Annotated in this window: 16 protein-coding genes; 6 read left to right on the forward strand and 10 right to left on the reverse strand. The window is 73.1% G+C overall.

From position 1 onward, the window contains the following. Window position 1 precedes the first annotated feature (1 nt). Together OG570_RS39740 and OG570_RS39745 are read right to left on the reverse strand one after the other, a co-directional pair. Complete coding sequence (locus tag OG570_RS39740) at window positions 2–865, reverse strand: AraC family transcriptional regulator (protein ID WP_326953947.1); 864 nt, start codon at window positions 863–865, stop codon at window positions 2–4. Between the two features lie 33 nt (window positions 866–898). Then, entirely contained in the window at window positions 899–1321 is a 423-nt protein-coding gene (locus OG570_RS39745; RefSeq protein ID WP_326953948.1) for a tautomerase family protein, read from the reverse strand. A gap of 125 nt (window positions 1322–1446) precedes the next feature. On the opposite strand from OG570_RS39745, the gene OG570_RS39750 reads away from it, so the two are divergent. The 3 genes from OG570_RS39750 (at window position 1447) to OG570_RS39760 (ending at window position 3859) form a co-directional block, all read left to right on the forward strand. Continuing rightward, the gene (locus tag OG570_RS39750; RefSeq protein WP_326953949.1) at window positions 1447–2340 is read left to right on the forward strand and encodes an isocitrate lyase/PEP mutase family protein; all 894 of its coding nucleotides are present in this window, start codon (window positions 1447–1449) and stop codon (window positions 2338–2340) included. Window positions 2341–2424: 84 nt separating this feature from the next. Continuing rightward, complete coding sequence (locus OG570_RS39755) at window positions 2425–3243, forward strand: alpha/beta fold hydrolase (protein WP_326953950.1); 819 nt, start codon at window positions 2425–2427, stop codon at window positions 3241–3243. 43 nt (window positions 3244–3286) lie between these two features. Continuing rightward, window positions 3287–3859, forward strand: coding sequence for a TetR/AcrR family transcriptional regulator (locus tag OG570_RS39760; RefSeq protein WP_326953951.1), 573 nt, complete (start codon window positions 3287–3289; stop codon window positions 3857–3859). A 407-nt stretch (window positions 3860–4266) separates the two neighbouring features. Here OG570_RS39760 and OG570_RS39765 read toward each other — a convergent pair whose 3' ends face one another. Both OG570_RS39765 and OG570_RS39770 read right to left on the reverse strand, forming a co-directional pair. Next, a complete protein-coding gene (locus OG570_RS39765; protein WP_326953952.1) occupies window positions 4267–5670 on the reverse strand; it encodes a hypothetical protein in 1404 nt (467 codons plus the stop codon). A 109-nt stretch (window positions 5671–5779) separates the two neighbouring features. After that, entirely contained in the window at window positions 5780–7219 is a 1440-nt protein-coding gene (locus OG570_RS39770; RefSeq protein WP_326953953.1) for an FAD-dependent monooxygenase, read from the reverse strand. A 115-nt stretch (window positions 7220–7334) separates the two neighbouring features. Here OG570_RS39770 and OG570_RS39775 point away from each other — a divergent pair, with 115 nt between their 5' ends. Beyond that, window positions 7335–8300: an Lrp/AsnC family transcriptional regulator gene (locus tag OG570_RS39775; RefSeq protein WP_326953954.1), complete on the forward strand. Its 966-nt coding sequence runs from the start codon at window positions 7335–7337 to the stop codon at window positions 8298–8300. 59 nt (window positions 8301–8359) lie between these two features. Here the strand turns inward: OG570_RS39775 and OG570_RS39780 are convergent, their stop codons facing one another. From OG570_RS39780 to OG570_RS39790, 3 genes are read right to left on the reverse strand one after another with little or no spacing between them, the layout of a single operon-like run. Beyond that, window positions 8360–9163 (reverse strand): alpha/beta fold hydrolase, encoded by an 804-nt coding sequence (locus tag OG570_RS39780; protein ID WP_326953955.1) that lies wholly within the window; start codon window positions 9161–9163, stop codon window positions 8360–8362. Then, the gene (locus OG570_RS39785) at window positions 9156–10442 is read right to left on the reverse strand and encodes an O-acetylhomoserine aminocarboxypropyltransferase/cysteine synthase family protein (RefSeq protein ID WP_326953956.1); all 1287 of its coding nucleotides are present in this window, start codon (window positions 10440–10442) and stop codon (window positions 9156–9158) included. Before OG570_RS39785 ends, OG570_RS39780 begins: the two co-directional genes overlap by 8 nt. Next, window positions 10439–11470 carry an isopenicillin N synthase family dioxygenase gene (locus tag OG570_RS39790; protein WP_326948851.1) on the reverse strand — a complete coding sequence of 344 codons (1032 nt, stop codon included), beginning with the start codon at window positions 11468–11470 and terminating at the stop codon, window positions 10439–10441. Before OG570_RS39790 ends, OG570_RS39785 begins: the two co-directional genes overlap by 4 nt. A 235-nt stretch (window positions 11471–11705) precedes the next feature. Between OG570_RS39790 and OG570_RS39795 the strand changes: the two genes are divergently transcribed. Then, a complete protein-coding gene (locus OG570_RS39795; protein WP_326953957.1) occupies window positions 11706–12869 on the forward strand; it encodes a S8 family peptidase in 1164 nt (387 codons plus the stop codon). A 53-nt stretch (window positions 12870–12922) separates the two neighbouring features. On the opposite strand, the gene OG570_RS39800 is transcribed toward OG570_RS39795, so the two are convergent. Then, the gene (locus OG570_RS39800) at window positions 12923–13744 is read right to left on the reverse strand and encodes a hypothetical protein (protein ID WP_326953958.1); all 822 of its coding nucleotides are present in this window, start codon (window positions 13742–13744) and stop codon (window positions 12923–12925) included. Between the two features lie 165 nt (window positions 13745–13909). After that, a complete protein-coding gene (locus tag OG570_RS39805) occupies window positions 13910–14452 on the reverse strand; it encodes a TetR/AcrR family transcriptional regulator (protein ID WP_326953959.1) in 543 nt (180 codons plus the stop codon). A gap of 86 nt (window positions 14453–14538) precedes the next feature. Between OG570_RS39805 and OG570_RS39810 the strand changes: the two genes are divergently transcribed. Next, entirely contained in the window at window positions 14539–15468 is a 930-nt protein-coding gene (locus OG570_RS39810; RefSeq protein WP_326953960.1) for a TIGR03564 family F420-dependent LLM class oxidoreductase, read from the forward strand. Window positions 15469–15471: 3 nt separating this feature from the next. On the opposite strand, the gene OG570_RS39815 is transcribed toward OG570_RS39810, so the two are convergent. Further along, the gene (locus OG570_RS39815) at window positions 15472–16659 is read right to left on the reverse strand and encodes an FAD-dependent monooxygenase (RefSeq protein WP_442788349.1); all 1188 of its coding nucleotides are present in this window, start codon (window positions 16657–16659) and stop codon (window positions 15472–15474) included. Between the last annotated feature and the right edge of the window lie 85 nt (window positions 16660–16744).

Raw genomic sequence — 16744 nt, forward strand, 5'->3', positions numbered from 1 at the left:
ACTACCGGGCCGCGCGGTACTGCGACGGGCTGACGCCGCGCGCCCGGCGGAACGCGGTGCTCAGGTGCTGCGGGTGGCTGAACCCGCAGTCCGCGGCGATCACGCCGATCGGGTCCGCCGTCGCGGCGAGCCGGTGTTCGGCCTCGCGCAGGCGCAGGTCGAGGACCCAGCGCATCGGCGTCACGCCGGTGCTGCGGCGGAACGACCGCAGGAAGTGCCGCGGGCTGAAGCCGGCCACCGCGGCGAGCTGGTCGACGGTGACCGGGTCGCGCAGGTTCCGCCGGACGAAGCCGTCCAGGTGTGACAGCGTCCCGGCCGGCAGCCCGGCGGCGGGCGGTTCGGGTTCCGCGCCGCGCGTCAGCCGGACGAGGTGCGCGAGGCTCTGGCGGGCCACGCCGTCGACAAACAGGTCGAACGTCTCGTCCGGGGCCGCCGCTTCCGCCGTGACCTCGCGCAGAGCGCGGACGAGCGGCGGCCGGTCGAAGCCGACGAGCGCGCGCCGCGGCGCCGGGAGGTCGTGGTCCGCGGCGAGGTCCGGGTCGAGGAACAGCACCGTGTAGCGGCAGAGCCCGTCGATCGCGAACGTGCCGGTGACCTCGGTGTCCGGCGGGATGTAGCAGAGGCTGTTGGTCGCGGTGACGACGTCGTGGAACGGCCGGCCGTCCACCGCGAGCCGCAGCTCGCGCACGCCGGAACCCCACCAGAACAGCGCCGCGGCCGGCTGGCGGAAGCGCCAGCCGATCGGGTCCGCCGAGGTGCGGGCCAGGGTTTCGAGCCGGGCGAGCGGGGTGCCGCCCGCCGCGCGCTCGACCACCCGGCCGCCGACCTCCCGCCAGGCGGGCCGTTCCTCACCCAGAACCGTCATACCGACATTCGTACCCGCTCCGGAGGAGTCCGGTCAGGACTTCCCGAGCAGCGAACGCACGTGCTGGACGATCTCGTCGTTCGTGTAGGCGTGCCCGCCGATCCCCCAGCCGCCCGGGACGGCCTCGGTCAACGCGACCCACGTCCGCGCGGCCAGCCCCGGGTCACCCGCGGCCGCGGCGACCTGGGCGGTGATGTCCTGGACGACGCCGAGCTGCTGCTCGCGGTCCAGCGCGCCGGCGTTGGTCGTCACCTGCACGCGGACGTGGTCACCGCCGCCACCGGCGTCCGACAGCGCGCCGTCGGGCAGTTCGTGCACGAAGGCCGCGGTGTTCTCGGTGAAGAACGGGATCACCGGGACCTTCTCCCACCGCATCACGGTCTGCGCGAGTTCCTGGGCGAGCTTCTTCTTGTCGCCGATGACGCCCGCCGGGGCGTACACGTCGATCATGGGCATGGCGGTTCTCCGTTTCGACCGGTTCGGGGCGGTGCAAGTCATCCTTGAGCGGTCCGGCGGCGGCGCACTTCCACGAGGCCGCCGTCTGCTACACCTGAGCGTCAGGAAACGAGGAGGTGGCCGGAGTGGCCGATCTGCTGGGACCACGGATTTCCGGGCCGGCGCGGCTGCGGGACCTGCTGGCCGGTGACGAGATCGTCGTCGCGCCCGGCGCGTACGACGCGCTGAGCGCCCGGCTGGTCGAGGCGGCCGGGTTCCCCGCCGTTTACATGACCGGCTTCGGCACGACGGCGTCGCTGCTCGGCCGGCCGGACGTCGGCCTGCTGACGATGACCGAGATGGTCCAGGCGGCGAGCCGGATCCGCTCGGTGGTCGAGGTGCCGGTGATCGCCGACGCCGACACCGGCTACGGCAACGCCCTCAACGTCATCCGCACGGTCCGCGAGTACGAGGCCGCCGGCGTCGCCGCGATCCACCTGGAGGACGAGGTCGCGCCGAAGCGCTGCGGGCACCTGGACGGCAAGCGCGTCGTGCCCGCCGCGACGATGGCCGACCGGGTCCGGGCGGCGGTCGACGCGCGGTACAACCCGGACTTCGTGCTGATCGCGCGCACCGACGCCCGCGCCGTCGAGGGGCTCGACGCCGCGATCGACCGCGCCCGCCGGTACCGGGACGCCGGCGCCGACATGCTCTTCGTCGAGGCCCTGCAGTCCGAAGCCGAGATCGAACGGGTCGCGGACACCTTCCGCGACGTCCCGCTGCTGTTCAACTGGGCCGAGGGCGGCAAGACCCCGCCGCTGGGCCGGGATCGCTTGCGGGAGCTGGGTTTCCGGCTGGTGATCTGTCCGATCTCGACGTTGCTGGCGGCCACCGAGGCCATGCGGTCAGTGCTCGGCCGGATCGCCCAGGACGGCACGCCGGTCAACGCCGTCCGCGACCTGCCCGGGCTGACGGACTTCGCCGAGCTGGTCGGGCTGCCCGAGATCGAGGAGATCGGCGAGAAGTACGGCGACGGCTGATCCCTCGGCTGTGCCCTGCGTCACTCTCCTTGACGACTCTAAGACGACCGGTCATATTGAAACGACCGAAGAGAGGACGAGGACATGAGCGAGATCAAGCCCCGGTTCCGGACCATCGACGGGCTGTCCGTCCGGTACGCCGAGAGCGACGGGCCGCACGAGACCGAGGCCCTCCTGCTGAGCCCGTGGCCGGAGAGCCTGTACGCCTTCGACGCGAGCTGGTCACGGCTGGCGGAACACGCCCGCCTGATCGCCGTGGACCTGCCCGGATTCGGGCACTCCGAGCTGCGGGAAGAGCTGCTCTCCCCGCAGGCGATGGGCGAGTTCGTCGTGCGAATCGCCGACGAGCTGGGCCTGGCGAAGCCGCACGTCGTGGGGCCGGACGTCGGCACCAGCGCGGCCTTGTTCGCGGCGGCGCGGCACCCGGGCCGGTTCGCCACGGTGACCGTCGGCAGCGGCGGGACGTCCGTCCCGCTGAACCTCGGTGGGGTGCTCGATGAGTGGGTGCGGGCCGAGGATCTGGCGCCGTACCGGGCCATGGGCCCCAAGGACATCGTGACGTTCGCGCTCGCCACCATCGAGGGGTACGAGCTGCCCGAGGTCGTGCGCGAGGACTACCTGGCCGCGTACCGGGGTCAGCGGTTCGTCGACCAGATGCCCTACGTCCGGGCGTACCCCACCGAGCTGCCGATCCTCGGTGAGCTGCTGCCGGGCATCGAGACGCCGGTCCAGATCATCGCCGGCGGCAAGGACCCGGTGGTGCCGGTGGCCAACGCCGAGTACCTGCACGAGCGGCTCCCCCACAGCAAGCTCGACGTCCTCGACGCGGGCCACTTCACCTGGGAAGAGGCCGCGGCCGACTACGCCCGGGTGATCACCGGCTGGTGGCGGGCTAACATTTGAGGTGAGGTAGACGACCGCCCATATTGATCCGGAGGAGGCCCCGATGGCCCGGGCCAGCGTGCGAGAGCAGATCGTGGACGCCGCGTACGAGCAGTTCCACCGGCTCGGCTACAACGCGTGCGGCGTCAAGCTGATCACCGACAGCGCGGGCGTGCCCAAGGGGTCGTTCTACAACCACTTCGAGAGCAAGGAAGCGCTGGCGCTGGTCGTCATGGAGCGCTACGGCGCCACCCGCCGCGTGCCGGACCTGGCCAAGGCGGACGTCGCGCCGCTCACGCGGCTGCGTGATCACTTCGGCTTCCTGGCGAGCGACATCGAGAAGTACGGCTACGAGCGCGGGTGCGTGTTCGGCAACTTCAGCAACGAAGCGGCCGATCACAGCCCCGCCATCCGCGACGGCCTGGTGACGAGCTTCGCGAGCTGGTCGGCGGCCGTGGCGAGCACGATCCGCGAAGCCCAGGCCGACGGTTCGGTGGCGTCGGAGCAGGATCCGGACGTGCTGGCCCGCTTCCTGGTCAACGCCTGGGAAGGCGCCATCGTGGGCGAACGCGCGGCGAAGGACGGCTCGTCCTTCGCCGCGTTCTTCACCCTCGCGTTCGGCACGCTGCTGCGCTGAGCGGTCGCGCGTCCTGGTGCCGGACCAGGCGCCCCGGGATCATGAGTCCCAGGTGGCCACCGGGCCACGCGCGGAGGGTGGAGTGACCGACCGGACTCGCACCGGCTGAACCCAGGGCCACAACCTGGGGCCTCGTCTACTTCGGCTTCGGTCACGGTGGAAGACGAGGGAGTCGAACCCTCTCCGGCGATCGAGCGACGATCACCCGCGCTCCGGCGCGTCTCCCCACGGGCACCGGCGGTGGTTCAGCGGTGCCGCGAGCGCGGATGGCGGGCTCGGCTCGGCATCGGGTTCACGGCTTGCCCTCCCTGCTCGTCGTGGCCGAGTCGCTCGACCGCGGTCCGAAGTAGTAGCTCTCCCAGAGGATGCGCCACCCCCGGCCCCGGCGTCCACCGATTTCCCTTGCGTCAGGCCGTTCCGTCGGCCATCGCGGTCAGGAACGTCGTCCAGGGGCCGTCCGGGAAGCGCTCTTCCACCCGGGCCAGGTTCGCCCGCATCGCCGCTGTCAAGGACTCGTCGCCTTCGCGCAGGGCCGACAGCTGGCAGGCCAGGTCGTGGCCGGCCGGGCGCGGGTCCTCGGGATCCACCTCGACGCGGCTGAAGCCGGGGCCGAAGTGGTCGGCGAACGCGTCGTACGGCGTTACGGCGCACGGGATGCCCGCCAGCGCCGCGAGGGCCGGGCCGAGCCCGACGGTCTCGACGTCGACGCAGCTCGGCGTGAACAGCACCGCGCCGTGCGAGGCCCGCGCCACCCGCACCAGGTCGATCTCGTCCAGCTGCCACGCGCCGGCGCTGTCGCGGTGGCTCGAAATCGGGACCCCGTCGAGGAAGCGGACGGCGTCGGCGGCGTCCGTCTCCGCCACGGCCTCGCGCACGACGTCCGCGTACCCCGGCTCCTCGTCGAGGCTGCCGAACACCAGCAGGACCGGGTCGGGCACGCCGAGCCGCGCGCATTCGTCACGCACACCGGCGAACACCCGCACGGAGATGTCCACGCCCTTCACGGCGAAGACCCGCACCGGCACCAGGACGACCGGGCGGTCCGGTTCGATGTCGCGTTCGGCCAGGAACTCCTGGTGGCGGGACTCGAGCGGGCCGCCGGGCACCAGCGGGAGGACGTTGGTGAGCAGCTCCGGCTCCAGCTCGGACGGGTACTTCCGCGCCTCGGTCAGCAACGCCGGCGACACCACCGCCCACCGGTCCGACTCCGTGGTGCCGGGCACGGGCGTGAAGTCGTTGGGCGCGGCGGGGTAGAACCGCTTGCCGTCCTCGAAGATCGCGCAGCTGCCGAACAGGTCGTGGTCCCAGTACAGCACCCCGCCCGGCCGGTCCCCCGCCCACCGGCGGGCCGCGGCGCGGTGCAGCGCCGTGGTGACCGGGACGGCGTCCGAGAGGGTGAGGTTGATCGCGACCACCCAGTCGACGTCGTGCTCGGTGAACCAGTCGTAGAAGTACTTTTCGTAGTGTTCGCTGTAGGTCTCGATCTCACGCCGCAAGCCGGCGGCCTCGGCCTCGTCGAGCTCCTCCGCCGCGGCCACGGTCCGGCGGATCGTGTCGAGCTTTTCCATCCACCGCGCGGGATCCACCGGTACCGGGACCGCGTCGGAGACCTGCAGCCACGACGGGTACTCGGCGCCCGGCAGCCCGCGCGGGAAGAACCGCTGCTTGTCCGCCCGCCACGAGTAGCCGAGGTCCGCGGTGACCGGGAACTCCAGCAAGTCCGCGTCACGCGCCCGGTCGACGACGTTGCGGAAGATCGTCAGCAACCCGCTGACCGGCAATCCGTCCCCACTGACCACTGCCCAGCGCATCTTCCGCCCCACCCACGGCCTCCTGTTCGTCCGGTCACCCCGTCGACACCGACCGTAGCCGGGGTCCACCCCGCGAATACCCAGTCCTGCTCGTCGCGAACCGGCCCGGTCAGCCGCGTGGTTCGCCGAACCACCGGGCCAGCGCCGGTTCCAGCTCGTCCGGGTCGCCGGCCCAGCAGACGTAGCCGTCCGGACGGACGAGCATCGGCTCGGTCGCCGCGCCTGCACCCGCGCGGTCGACCCGGTCCGACCAGCCGCCTGTTACCTCGGCGAAGGCGTCGTCCGGGTCGAGCAGGACGCCGCGGCCCGGGCGCAGCAGCTCGTGCAGCCGGACCTCGCCCAGCCGCAGGTCCGGCGCCGGGCGGCCGATCGACGGGTGGGCCTCGATGCCCGGCATCTCGTAGCGGATCGCCATCCCGGACAGCAGGTCGCCGAGGTGGCGCTGCACCTCCGGCAGCTCCGCCAGTGCCACGAACAGCTCCCGGGTGGCAACGACGTCCGGGTCGCGGGTGCCCGCCCAGTCCATCAGCAGGCTCTGCGCCTGGACGTTGCGCAGCACCGCCGCGCCGACCGGGTGCCGCTCCGCGTGGTAGGTGTCCAGCAGGCCCGCCGGCGCCCAGCCGTGGACGGCGGCGCCGAGCTTCCAGCCGAGGTTTAGCGCGTCCTGCATGCCGGTGTTCATGCCCTGCGCGCCGAGCGGCAGGTGGACGTGCGCGGCGTCGCCGGCCAGGAAGACCCGCCCGTGCCGGTAGCGCTCGGCCTGCCGGGCCGCGTTGGTGATGCGCCGGCCGTAACGCAGTTCGAGCAGCTCGACGGCGGAGCCGAACACCTCCTTCAGGCCGCCGCGGATCTCGTCCTCGGTGACCGGGACGTCCCGCGCCGGCGCGTCCGGGCCGCCCAGGACGAGCCGGCGCAACGGCCGGCCCCGCGCGTCCGTGCCGAGCGGGTACAGCGCCACCCAGTAACCGTCGTCGGTCCACGTGTGCGACATCGGCTCGCCGGCACCGCTGAGCCGGACGTCGGCGGCGATCACCGTCGACGTGCCCGGGCGGCCCGGGAACCCGGCCCCCAGCAGGGATCGCACCACGCTGTGCGCGCCGTCGGCGGCCACGAGGTAGCGGGCGCGGACGACCGCGCCATTGGCGAAGGTGGCGGTGACACCGTCGGTGTCCTGGCCGAGGCCGGTCAGCTCGTGGTCACGCCGGACGTGGACGCCGTGCGCGGCGAGGTGCCGCTCGAAGAACCCCTCGATCTCGACCTGCGGCACGGACCGCCACGGCAGGCGGTGGGCGGTGTTCGCCGGCGAGAACCCGATGCCGGCGAAGTGCCCGGCGCTGGTCGGGTAGTTCCCGGTCGCCAGCAACGGTTCCAGGAGCCCGCGCTGGTCGAGCGCGGTCAGCGTGCGCGACTGCACGCCGCCGGCTCGCGAGAGTTCGCTGCGCCGCGGCAGTTTGTCGACGAGCACGGCGGGCACCCCCGCCACCCGCAGCTCGTTGGCCAGCGTCAGTCCGGTCGGGCCGGCTCCGACGACGAGCACTCCGGTGTCCATGGACTCTCCCCTGGTTCGTGTCGATCAGGACGAGGCCCACGCTGCTCCCACCGCCGCGGCCGGGCCAGAAACGACGTGATCCGCGGTCGAATCCGGCACCAGTAGGCTCGTCACGGTGGAATCCGACTACGACGAGCTGGACCGCCGGCTCGTGCACGCGCTGCAGGTCGACGGCCGGGCCGCGTTCAGCACGATCGCCGAGGTGCTCGGGGTGTCGGATCGCACCATCGCCCGTCGCTACGCCCGGTTGCGGGCGATGGGGGCCGTGCGGGTGGTCGGCGACGTCGACCCGGCCGCGCTGGGTGGCGCGCTGTGGTTCCTGCGGGTGCGGTGCGCGCCCACCGCGGCGGTCCCGGTCGCCGAGGCGCTGGCCCGCCGGCCCGACACGTCCTGGGTGAGCCTGACCTCCGGCGGCACCGAGATCACCTGCACGGTGCGCACGGAGACCGCGGCCGACAGCGAGGCGCTGCTGCTGGCGAAGCTCCCCCGCACCCCGCGCGTCGAGGGCGTCACCGCGCATTCGGTGCTGCACACCTTCTACGGCGGCCCGGACAGCCTGATCGCCAAGCTCGGCTGGCTGGACGACGCCGCCGTCGAGCGCCTGCGCCCGCCCCCGTCACCCCGCCGGCCGGGTTCGGTGCGGCTCGACGACGGCGACCGGAAGCTGCTCGCCGCGCTGGCCACCGACGGCCGCACCGGCATCGCCCGGCTGGCCGCCCGCACGGGCTGGTCGCCGACGACGGTCCGGCGCCGGATGAGCGACCTGCGCGACCACGGCGTCCTGTACCTGGACATCGACATCGACGCACAGCTCTTCGGCACCGGCACGCGGACCCTGCTCTGGCTTTCGGTCGTCCCGGCCCAGCTGGCGCGGGCCGGGGAAGAGCTGGCCGGGCACCCGGAGGTCGCGTTCGCCGCGGCCACGACCGGGCCGAGCAACCTCTACGCCACCGTTGTATGCCCGGACCAGCGGGCGCTGTACCGCTACCTGACGACCCGGGTGGCGGCGCTGCCCGCGATCACGCACATCGAGACGGCGCCGGTGATCCGGACGGTCAAGCAGACCGCGAACCAGCCGTGACCCGGGTCAGGCCGGGCACAACCACCAGAGGTCCAGCTCAACCGCTCACAGGACAGCGCCTAGCCGCGGGCGTGTTCGGCGGCGAACTCGGCGAAGACGCGGTGGACGTCGTCGCGGTCCAGTTCGTTCAGGATGTTGTGGCGGTCTTCGGGGAAGACGACCACCCGGGCGTCCGGCAGCAGCTCGGCGGCCTTCCGGGCGCCGTCCGCGGGGGCGAGGTCGTCTTCGGCGCCGTGCAGCAGCAGGACCGGCAGGTCGAGCTTCGCGAGGACGGCCGTCGCCCGGGGGGCGGCCGCGCCGAGCGCGCCCAGGGTCTCCAGGCGCAGGCCGCCCTGCCAGGTCAGCGGGTCGTCGCGGATCTGCTGCGCGTAGCTCGGGTGGCGGGTCAGTTCGCCGGGGTCCTTGCGCAGCTCCCAGGGGTCGACGCCGCTCGCCAGCAGGTTCACGAGCCCGCCGGCGGCGTCCGGCACCAGCGACGAACCGGCGAGCACCAGCGCTTTCGGGCGGTCCGGCAGCCGGTCCTCGCCGACGAGCAGCGTCGCGACGGTCGCCCCGAGCGAGTGCCCGGCGACCACCAGCGGCAGCCCGGGATGCGCGTCGCGCGCCAGCGCCACGAGTGTGGCGGCGTCGGCGATCAGGTCGTCGACCGACTCGATCAGGACGCGCTCGCCGTCGCTGTGGCCGTGCCCGGCGTGGTCGTGGGCCCAGACGGCGAACCCGGCCCCGGTGAGCGCGTCGAACAAGGGCTGGTAGCTGCCGATGTGCTCGCCCAGGCCGTGGAAGAACACCACGAGCGCCTCGGGTTCGGGCGGGCTCCACTGTCCATAGTGGATCTTCCCGCGGCTTCCGGTGAATTCAGCCATCACGCGTCCCCAGTCCGTGTGCCAAGTCGGCGAGCAGGTCGCCGATTCCTTCCAGGCCGACCGAAAGCCGGATCAGCCCCGGCGTGACGCCGCTGGCCAGTTGCTGCTCCGCGTCGAGCTGGGCGTGGGTGGTCGACGCGGGGTGGATGACGAGGCTGCGCACGTCGCCGATGTTGGCCAGGTGGCTGAACAGCCGGACCCGGTCGACGAACCGGATTCCGGCCCGGGCGCCGTCCGCCAGGTCGAACGCCACCACCGCGCCGACGCCGAGCGAGAGGTAGCGTTTCGCCGCGTCGTGCCACGGGTTGCCCGGCAGCCCGGCGTAGTGCACCGCCTCGACCTCGGGCCGGTCGGCGAGCCACGCGGCGACGGCCTGGGCGTTCGACACGTGCCGTTCCATCCGCAGCGACAGCGTCTCGATGCCTTGCAGGAGCAGGAAACTGTTGAACGGCGAGACCGCCGGGCCGAGGTCGCGGACGAGCTTGGTGCGCAGCCTGAGGCTGTAGCCCAGCGCGCCGAACTCCCGCGCGAAGACGAGCCCGTGGTAGCTCGGGTCCGGCCGGGTCAGCTGCGGCCAGCGGTCCGGGTCCGCGGTGTAGTCGAACGTCCCGCCGTCGACGACGACGCCGCCGATCGCGGTGCCGTGCCCGGACAGGAACTTCGTGGTCGAGTGGACGACGACGTCCGCGCCGTGCTCCAGCGGCCGCGCGAGGTAGGGCGTGGGCACGGTGTTGTCGACGACCAGCGGCACCCCGGCCGTGTGGGCGACCTCGGCGACGGCGCTGATGTCGAGGACGTTCCCCCGCGGGTTGCCCACGGTTTCGGCGTAGAGCGCTTTCGTCTCGGGCCGGATGGCGGCGCGCCAGGCCTCGAGGTCGTCGGGGTCGCGCACGAAGCCGACGGTGATCCCGAGGTCGGCGAAGGTGTGGGCGAGCAGGTTGTACGTGCCGCCGTACAGGCTCGCCGCCGCCACGATGTGGTCGCCGGCGCGGGCGATGTTCAGCAGGGCCAGCGTCGTCGCGGCCTGGCCGCTGGCCACCGCGACCGCGGCGACGCCGCCTTCGAGGTCCGCGAGCCGCTCCTCCACCACCATGGTCGTCGGGTTCGACAACCGGGTGTAGGCGTGCGTTTCCAGGTCCCGCAAGGCGAACGCCTCGGCGGCGTGGTGCGCGTCGGCGAAGGCGAACGACGACGTCTGGTACACCGGCGTCGCGCGGGCCCCGGTCGCGGGATCCGGGCGGGCGCCGGCGTGGATCTGGCGGGTCTCGAAGGCGCTCACCCGCGCTCCGCCAGCACGTCGCTCCACCACCGCTGCGCCACCTTCGGGTGCGACCGCAGCCAGCCGACCAGCGCGTTCTCCCCGAACGCCGCGTGCAGCGGGTTGTCCGCGTCTTCGCTGACGCCCTTCGCGTCCGCGGCCAGCTCGGGCGGGAGCCGCAGCGGTTCGACGACGGCGTCGAGCCGGGGCCCGAGGAAGAACGGCACCGAGAACCGCTCGACCCCGGCCTGCGGGCTGACGACGCGGTGCCGGGTGGCTTTCAGGTACCCCTGGGTCGCGATCTCCAGCATCTCGCCGATGTTGAACACGAAGCTGCCCGGCACCGGGGTGGCGTCGATCCAGCTGCCGTCGGCCGCCTGGACCTGCAGGCCGCCGATCCCGTCCTGCTGCAGCAGGGCCAGGTAGCCGTAGTCCTTGTGCGCGCCGACGCCCTGGTCCCGCTCGGCCGACGGCCGGCCGGGGTAGCGCAGGATCTTCACGTGCGTGGACGCTTCTTCGTCGAACCACGCGTCGAAGTAGGCCTCGTCCTGGCCCAGCGCCGCGGCGAGCGCGCGCAGCACCTCGCGGCTGACGCGCAGGGCTTCGGCCTGCCATTCGAGGGTGGTTTCGCGGAGCCCGGGAAGCGCTTCCGGCCATTGGTTCGGACCGATGAGCCGCTGCCACGCGGGGCCGCCGGGCGCCACCGGCTCGCGTTCCGGGCCGATGTCGATCTGCTCCCGCCAGTCGGGCGTCCCGCCGGTGTACTCGTGGCCGGTGCGGGTGTAGCCGCGGAACTGCGCGGAGTGGATGTTCTCGATCGCCAGCCGCTCCTCGACGGGCAGCGCGAAGAACTCCTGGGCCGCGTCGAAGATCCCGCTGGTCAGCCGCTCGGGCACGCCGTGGCCGACCACGTAGAAGAAGCCGACGTCGTGCGCGGCCCGCCGCAGCTCGTCCAGGAACGCCGCGCGGTCCGCGGCGGGCCCGCGCAAGCGCGAGATGTCGATCAGCGGCAGGGCGGTGGCCGCCCCGGATTCCTCGAGCGTCGTCACGTCTCGCAGCCTAAGCCCGCCCCGGGGCCCGGGCCGGGTGGTCCCACATCGCGGACAGGTCCGAGCAGAACGTCCAGTCCGCGGAAACCTGCTTCCGCCGCGGGAAAACGCTTGCCCGGCGCCGTTGCGGGACCGCAAAACCCGCCGCAAAACCGCAAAAATCCGCGGCTGCCGAAGAAACACCGGGCGACCTAGCTTCGGAGTCGGAGAAACCCACTTCCCCGAGGAGCAGGAAATGCGCGCAGCGAGATCCGTCGGAGCCGCCGTCGCCGTCACGGCGGCCGTCGTCCTGACCGGAGTCACCCCCGCCCAGGCCGCGGAAGGCGTCGTGCTCGGCGCGGCCGACGCGAACGCCGTCAAGGACAGCTACATCGTCGTGCTCAAGGACAACGCGACCGACCGCGGTGACCTGGCCCGGCGCTACAGCGGCACCGTCGACCGGGTCTACACGCGGAACCTCGCCGGGTTCTCGGTGCACCTGGACGAAAAGCACGCCAAACGGCTGGCCGCCGACACCGCGGTCGCGTTCGTCGAGCAGGACAAGACCGTGCGCACCGAGGCCGTGCAGCAGAACCCGCCGTCGTGGGGTCTGGACCGGATCGACCAGCGGAACCTGCCGCTGGACAGCAAGTACACCTACGCCACCACGGCGTCGAACGTGAACGTCTACGTGCTCGACACCGGCATCCGCGCGACGCACCAGACCTTCGGCGGCCGCGTGCACCAGGGTTTCGACTTCGTCGACAACGACACGAACGCCGACGACGGTTACGGGCACGGCACGCACGTCGCCGCGACGATCGCCGGGTCGCAGTACGGCGTCGCGAAGGGCGCGCAGCTGTACCCGGTGCGGGTGCTCGGTTCCGACGGCAGCGGCACCACCGCCGGCGTGATCGCCGGCGTCAACTGGATCACCGCCAACGCGAAGAAGCCGGCCGTCGCCAACGCCAGTCTCGGCGGCGGGGTCTCGACCGCGCTCGACACCGCCGTCCGCAACTCGATCGCCGCCGGCGTCACCTGGGCGGTCGCGGCGGGCAACTCCAACGCGAACGCCTCGACGTCGTCCCCGGCCCGGGTGGCCGAGGCGATCACCGTGGCCGCCGCGGACAAGACCGACACCCGCGCGTCCTTCTCCAACTACGGCGCCGGAATCGACTTGTTCGCCCCGGGCGTCGGCATCACGTCGGCGTGGAACACCAACGACACGGCCACCTACACCGGCAACGGCACGTCGTTCGCCTCGCCGCACGTCGCCGGCGCGGCGGCGCTCTACCTGGCCACCCACACGACGGCGACCGCGGCCCAGGTCGCCCAGGCCCTGATCACCGCCTCGACCCCGAACCTGGTCAAGAACCCGGGCAGCGGCAGCCCGAACCGCACGCTGTACGTCGCTCCCTGACGCCGCCGCGCAAGGAGGGTGTGGCCCCGGTACTCGCCGGGGCCACACCTGTCTCACGCCTCCCAGCGGATCCCGATCCGGCCCGCGACGTCGGCCTCGGCGACGTGCACGGTCCCGCCGGAGTCCGGCACCAGCTCACGGTCGGCGTCCTCGCCGTGGACGCGGACGCACTGCGCCGGCAGCTCGGCGAACCGGGCTTCGAGCAGGTAGTCGCGCACCGGCCGGTCGAAGATCCGCACGTACCCCCGCGCGACGGGCCGGGCCGGGAACGTCGCGCGGTATTCGACGACGACGGATTCGCCCGGCGCGGGCGGTGAGTCCAGCACGAGCTCGGCGGTCAGCCGGTCGTGGTCCAGGTCGTGCTCGACGCTGCCGACGCGGCAGTTGCGGTCCGCGACGATCTTCGGCGCCACGCCCGGCTCGAAGTGCCACCGCACCGGCCAGCGGTCCAGCCCGGCCGCGGTGGCGCGCAGGACGACGCGGGCCCGGACGGCCGAGAGCCCGCCGAGCGCGTCGATCTCCGCCCGGTCGTGCTGGCTGACGGTCACCAGCTGCCCGGCCCGGCCGCGGACCGGGGCCCGGCCACGCGGCCGCGGCGGCCCGAGCAGGGTCCCGAGGGAGCCGGCGGGCAGCTCGAGCACCTGCTCCAGCCCGGTGAGGACGCGCAGCGACTCGGCGCGTTCCGGACGGCGGCGGCCCGACTGCCAGAGGCTCAGCGTGGGCACACTGACCGACAGCCCGCGCCGGGCGAGCCGGTGGCGGATGCGGTCCAGGGACAGCCCGCGCGCGACGATCGCCGCCCGCAGCGCGGCCGGGAACGGCCCGTGCGCGAGCAGGTGGTCGAGGTCGGCCGGCCGTTCGGTGGCGCGGTGCATGAGGACTCCTCGGGACGGATCGGTCGCGGAGACACGCTCAGCGACAACAGACCCGTCTCGCGGACGCCGTCGGACACGGTCGTGTGAGACGCCATCCCGTTGCCATGCACCGAAAGTAAGAACACGTGCGTGAAGTGTCAACGATGTCCGAATCATGAACATTTCTCACGACGTGGCGCGGACGCACTCCTGGCGCAGGCCGTCGAGCATCACGGTCGTCAGGTGGTCGTCGGGCCGGGCGCCCGGGCGGCAGACCACCACCGCGAGCAGGGCGACGACGTCCGGCGGCGGGATGTCCCGGCGCACGGTGCCCTCCCCCTGCGCCCGCCGGACGACCCGCGCGAACAGGTCGTCGCTCTCCTGTTCCAGCTCGGGCAGCCCGGTCCCGGCGGGCAGCGACCCGGCCAGCGACTTGGCCAGCGCCAGCGGCAGGCCGGCGCAGAACCGCACGATCGCCACCAGCGCCTGCCACCCGGTGTCCTCCCGCTCCAGCGCGCCGGCGCCGAACTCGATCAGGTCGCGCAACGCGCCCGCGGCGATGTCCAGCAGCAGCGCCTGCCGGTCCGGGAAGTGCCGGTACAGGGTGCCGACGCCCACCCCGGCCGCCTGGGCGATGGTGTCCATGCAGACGTCCGGGCCGCGCTCGGCGAACAGGGTCAGGGCGGCCGCGGCGATCCGCTCGCGGTTGCGCTGCGCGTCCGCTCGCATCGGCGTCCCTCCCATCAACCGGAATATCACCTTCAGCTTAGGGTACGGTGGTTCCGGAATATGAAGTTCCGGTTCACCTTGGAGGCATGATGCGGATCGGCCTGTACGTCCCCAGTGCGGACGTGACCCTGGACGACATCGGCGCGCAGGTCGGCGCCGCGGAGACCGCGGGGCTGGACAGCGTCTTCTTCCCCCAGCTGACGGCGTGGGACGCCCTGACGGTGGCCGCTCTGGTCGGGCAGCGGGTACCGCGGATCGACCTGGGCACCGCGGTCGTGCGGACCTACGCCGTGCACCCCCTCGCGCTGGCCGGGCAGGCGCTGAGCGTGCAGGCCGCCATCGGGAACCGGCTGACGCTCGGCATCGGGCCCAGCCACCGCGAGATCATCGAGGGTCAGTACGGCCTGTCGTTCGACCGCCCCGCGCGCCACGTCCGCGAATACCTGCAGGTGCTGCGGCCGCTGCTGCGCGGCGAAGAGGTCGAGCAGCGCGGGGAGGCCGTCAGCGCCGCGGGGATCGTCGACGTCCCGGGCAGCACGCCGCCGTCCGTGCTCGTCTCGGCCCTCGGGCCGGTGATGCTGCGGATCGCCGGGGAGCTCGCGGACGGCACGACCACGGTCTGGGCCGGGCCCGAGGTGATCGGCGACCACATCGTGCCGGCCGTCACGCGAGCCGCCGCGGCGGCCGGGCGGCCCGCGCCGCGTGTCGTGGCCACGATCCCGGTGAGCGTGACGGCCGACCCGGACGGCGTCCGCGCGGATCTCGCCGCCCGGCTGGGCGCCGCCAGCCGGTTCGCCAGCTACCGCCGTCTCCTGGGCGAGCAGGGCAAGACCGACACGTCCGAGACCCTCGTGGCGGGCGACGAAGACGCGGTCGCGGCCGCGATCCACCGCTTCGCCGAAGCCGGCGTCACCGAGCTGGTGGCCAGCGTGGCCGGCGGCGAAGCCGATCGCGCCCGGACCGTCGAAACCCTGAGGCTCCTGCGGAAAACCCTGCCGCAGAACGACGTTTCGTGACGCCTACGGCGTGACCGGCGCCCCGGAGTCCGGCACGCCCGCGTAGTCAGGCAGCTCGACGCCGTTGATCGCCCGCTCGACCAGCTCGGTGAGCGCCTCCATGTCGGGCTCCTCGCCCGGCTCGTCGTCCGGCCCGGGGACGGCGAGGCTGCGCACGTGCAGCCGGCCGATCTCCTGGTTGGCCTCGACGAACGACCGCATCCGCCGCTCGTAGCCGGCGAACCCGGCCGCCGGGTCCCAGCCGGCGGCGGCCAGCTCCCCGGCCAGCAGGTAGGCGCCGACCAGGGCCAGCCCGGTGCCCTGCCCGGACATCGGCGACGCGCTGAACGCGGCGTCCCCGAGCAGCCCCACCCGGCCGCTCGACCAGCGGTCCAGCACCACCTGGGCGACCTGGTCGAGGTAGAAGTCCGGGGTGTCGTCCAGGTGCGCGAGGATCCGCGGGGCCAGCCAGCCCAGGCCGGCCATCCGCTCGCGCAGCAGGTCCTTCTGGGCCGCGATGTCGCGGTAGTCGACGTCGAACTCGGCCGCGGGGAAGGAGAACATGGCCATCGCCCGGGTGGTGTCCCCGATGGGCCGCAGGCTGGCGGAGCGCCCGGACGCCCGGTCCTGGTGGTCGAGCAGCCAGCGATCCAGCCCGAACTCGTTGGGCACGCTGTAGAAAGCGAGCACGAGCCCGAGGTGGCGGACGAACCGCTCGCGCCGCCCGAAGACCATCGCCCGCAGCGCCGAGTGCAGCCCGTCCGCCCCGATCACCAGGTCGAAGCGCCGCCGGACGCCGCCCGCGAAGGTCACGTCGACGCCGGTGTCGTCCTGGATGAGCTCGGCGATCCGGTCGCCGAAGAGGTACTCGACGCCGTCGCGGGTGTCGTCGTAGAGCACCTGGGACAGGTCCCCGCGCAGGATCTCGATCTCCGAGATGTACCCGTCGCCGCCGTCGTCCTCCGCGCTGAAGGTCTCCAGCACGGTCCCGTCCGCGTCCACGGTGTGCGCGCCGGCGGTCTGCGTGCGGGCCGCGCGCACCGCCGCGTCCAGCCCCATCCGCCGGATGACCTCCTTGGTCACCCCGCGCGCGTCGACCGCCTGCCCGCCGGGACGCAGCCCGGGAGCCCGCTCGACCACGGTCACCTCGGCCCCGCGCCGGCGCAGCCAGTGGGCCAGCGCCGGCCCCGCGATGCTCGCTCCCGCCACCAGAACCCTGATACCGCTCACCGTGTCCCCCGCTCACCGTCCGGCTGTCGGTCCGAAGTGTACGGTGCGCCGCGGCCCCGGCGAACGA

It is taken from the genome of Amycolatopsis sp. NBC_01286 (assembly GCF_035982555.1).
Taxonomy (GTDB): domain Bacteria; phylum Actinomycetota; class Actinomycetes; order Mycobacteriales; family Pseudonocardiaceae; genus Amycolatopsis.

Bases quoted from the DNA above. Each gene is read 5' to 3' on its own strand.
- OG570_RS39740 (WP_326953947.1), bottom strand. From the start codon at position 865: ATGACGGTTCTGGGTGAGGAACGGCCCGCCTGGCGGGAGGTCGGCGGC.
- OG570_RS39745 (WP_326953948.1), bottom strand. From the start codon at position 1,321: ATGCCCATGATCGACGTGTACGCCCCGGCGGGCGTCATCGGCGACAAG.
- OG570_RS39755 (WP_326953950.1), top strand. From the start codon at position 2,425: ATGAGCGAGATCAAGCCCCGGTTCCGGACCATCGACGGGCTGTCCGTC.
- OG570_RS39760 (WP_326953951.1), top strand. From the start codon at position 3,287: ATGGCCCGGGCCAGCGTGCGAGAGCAGATCGTGGACGCCGCGTACGAG.
- OG570_RS39765 (WP_326953952.1), bottom strand. From the start codon at position 5,670: ATGCGCTGGGCAGTGGTCAGTGGGGACGGATTGCCGGTCAGCGGGTTG.
- OG570_RS39770 (WP_326953953.1), bottom strand. From the start codon at position 7,219: ATGGACACCGGAGTGCTCGTCGTCGGAGCCGGCCCGACCGGACTGACG.
- OG570_RS39780 (WP_326953955.1), bottom strand. From the start codon at position 9,163: ATGGCTGAATTCACCGGAAGCCGCGGGAAGATCCACTATGGACAGTGG.
- OG570_RS39795 (WP_326953957.1), top strand. From the start codon at position 11,706: ATGCGCGCAGCGAGATCCGTCGGAGCCGCCGTCGCCGTCACGGCGGCC.
- OG570_RS39800 (WP_326953958.1), bottom strand. From the start codon at position 13,744: ATGCACCGCGCCACCGAACGGCCGGCCGACCTCGACCACCTGCTCGCG.
- OG570_RS39805 (WP_326953959.1), bottom strand. From the start codon at position 14,452: ATGCGAGCGGACGCGCAGCGCAACCGCGAGCGGATCGCCGCGGCCGCC.
- OG570_RS39810 (WP_326953960.1), top strand. From the start codon at position 14,539: ATGATGCGGATCGGCCTGTACGTCCCCAGTGCGGACGTGACCCTGGAC.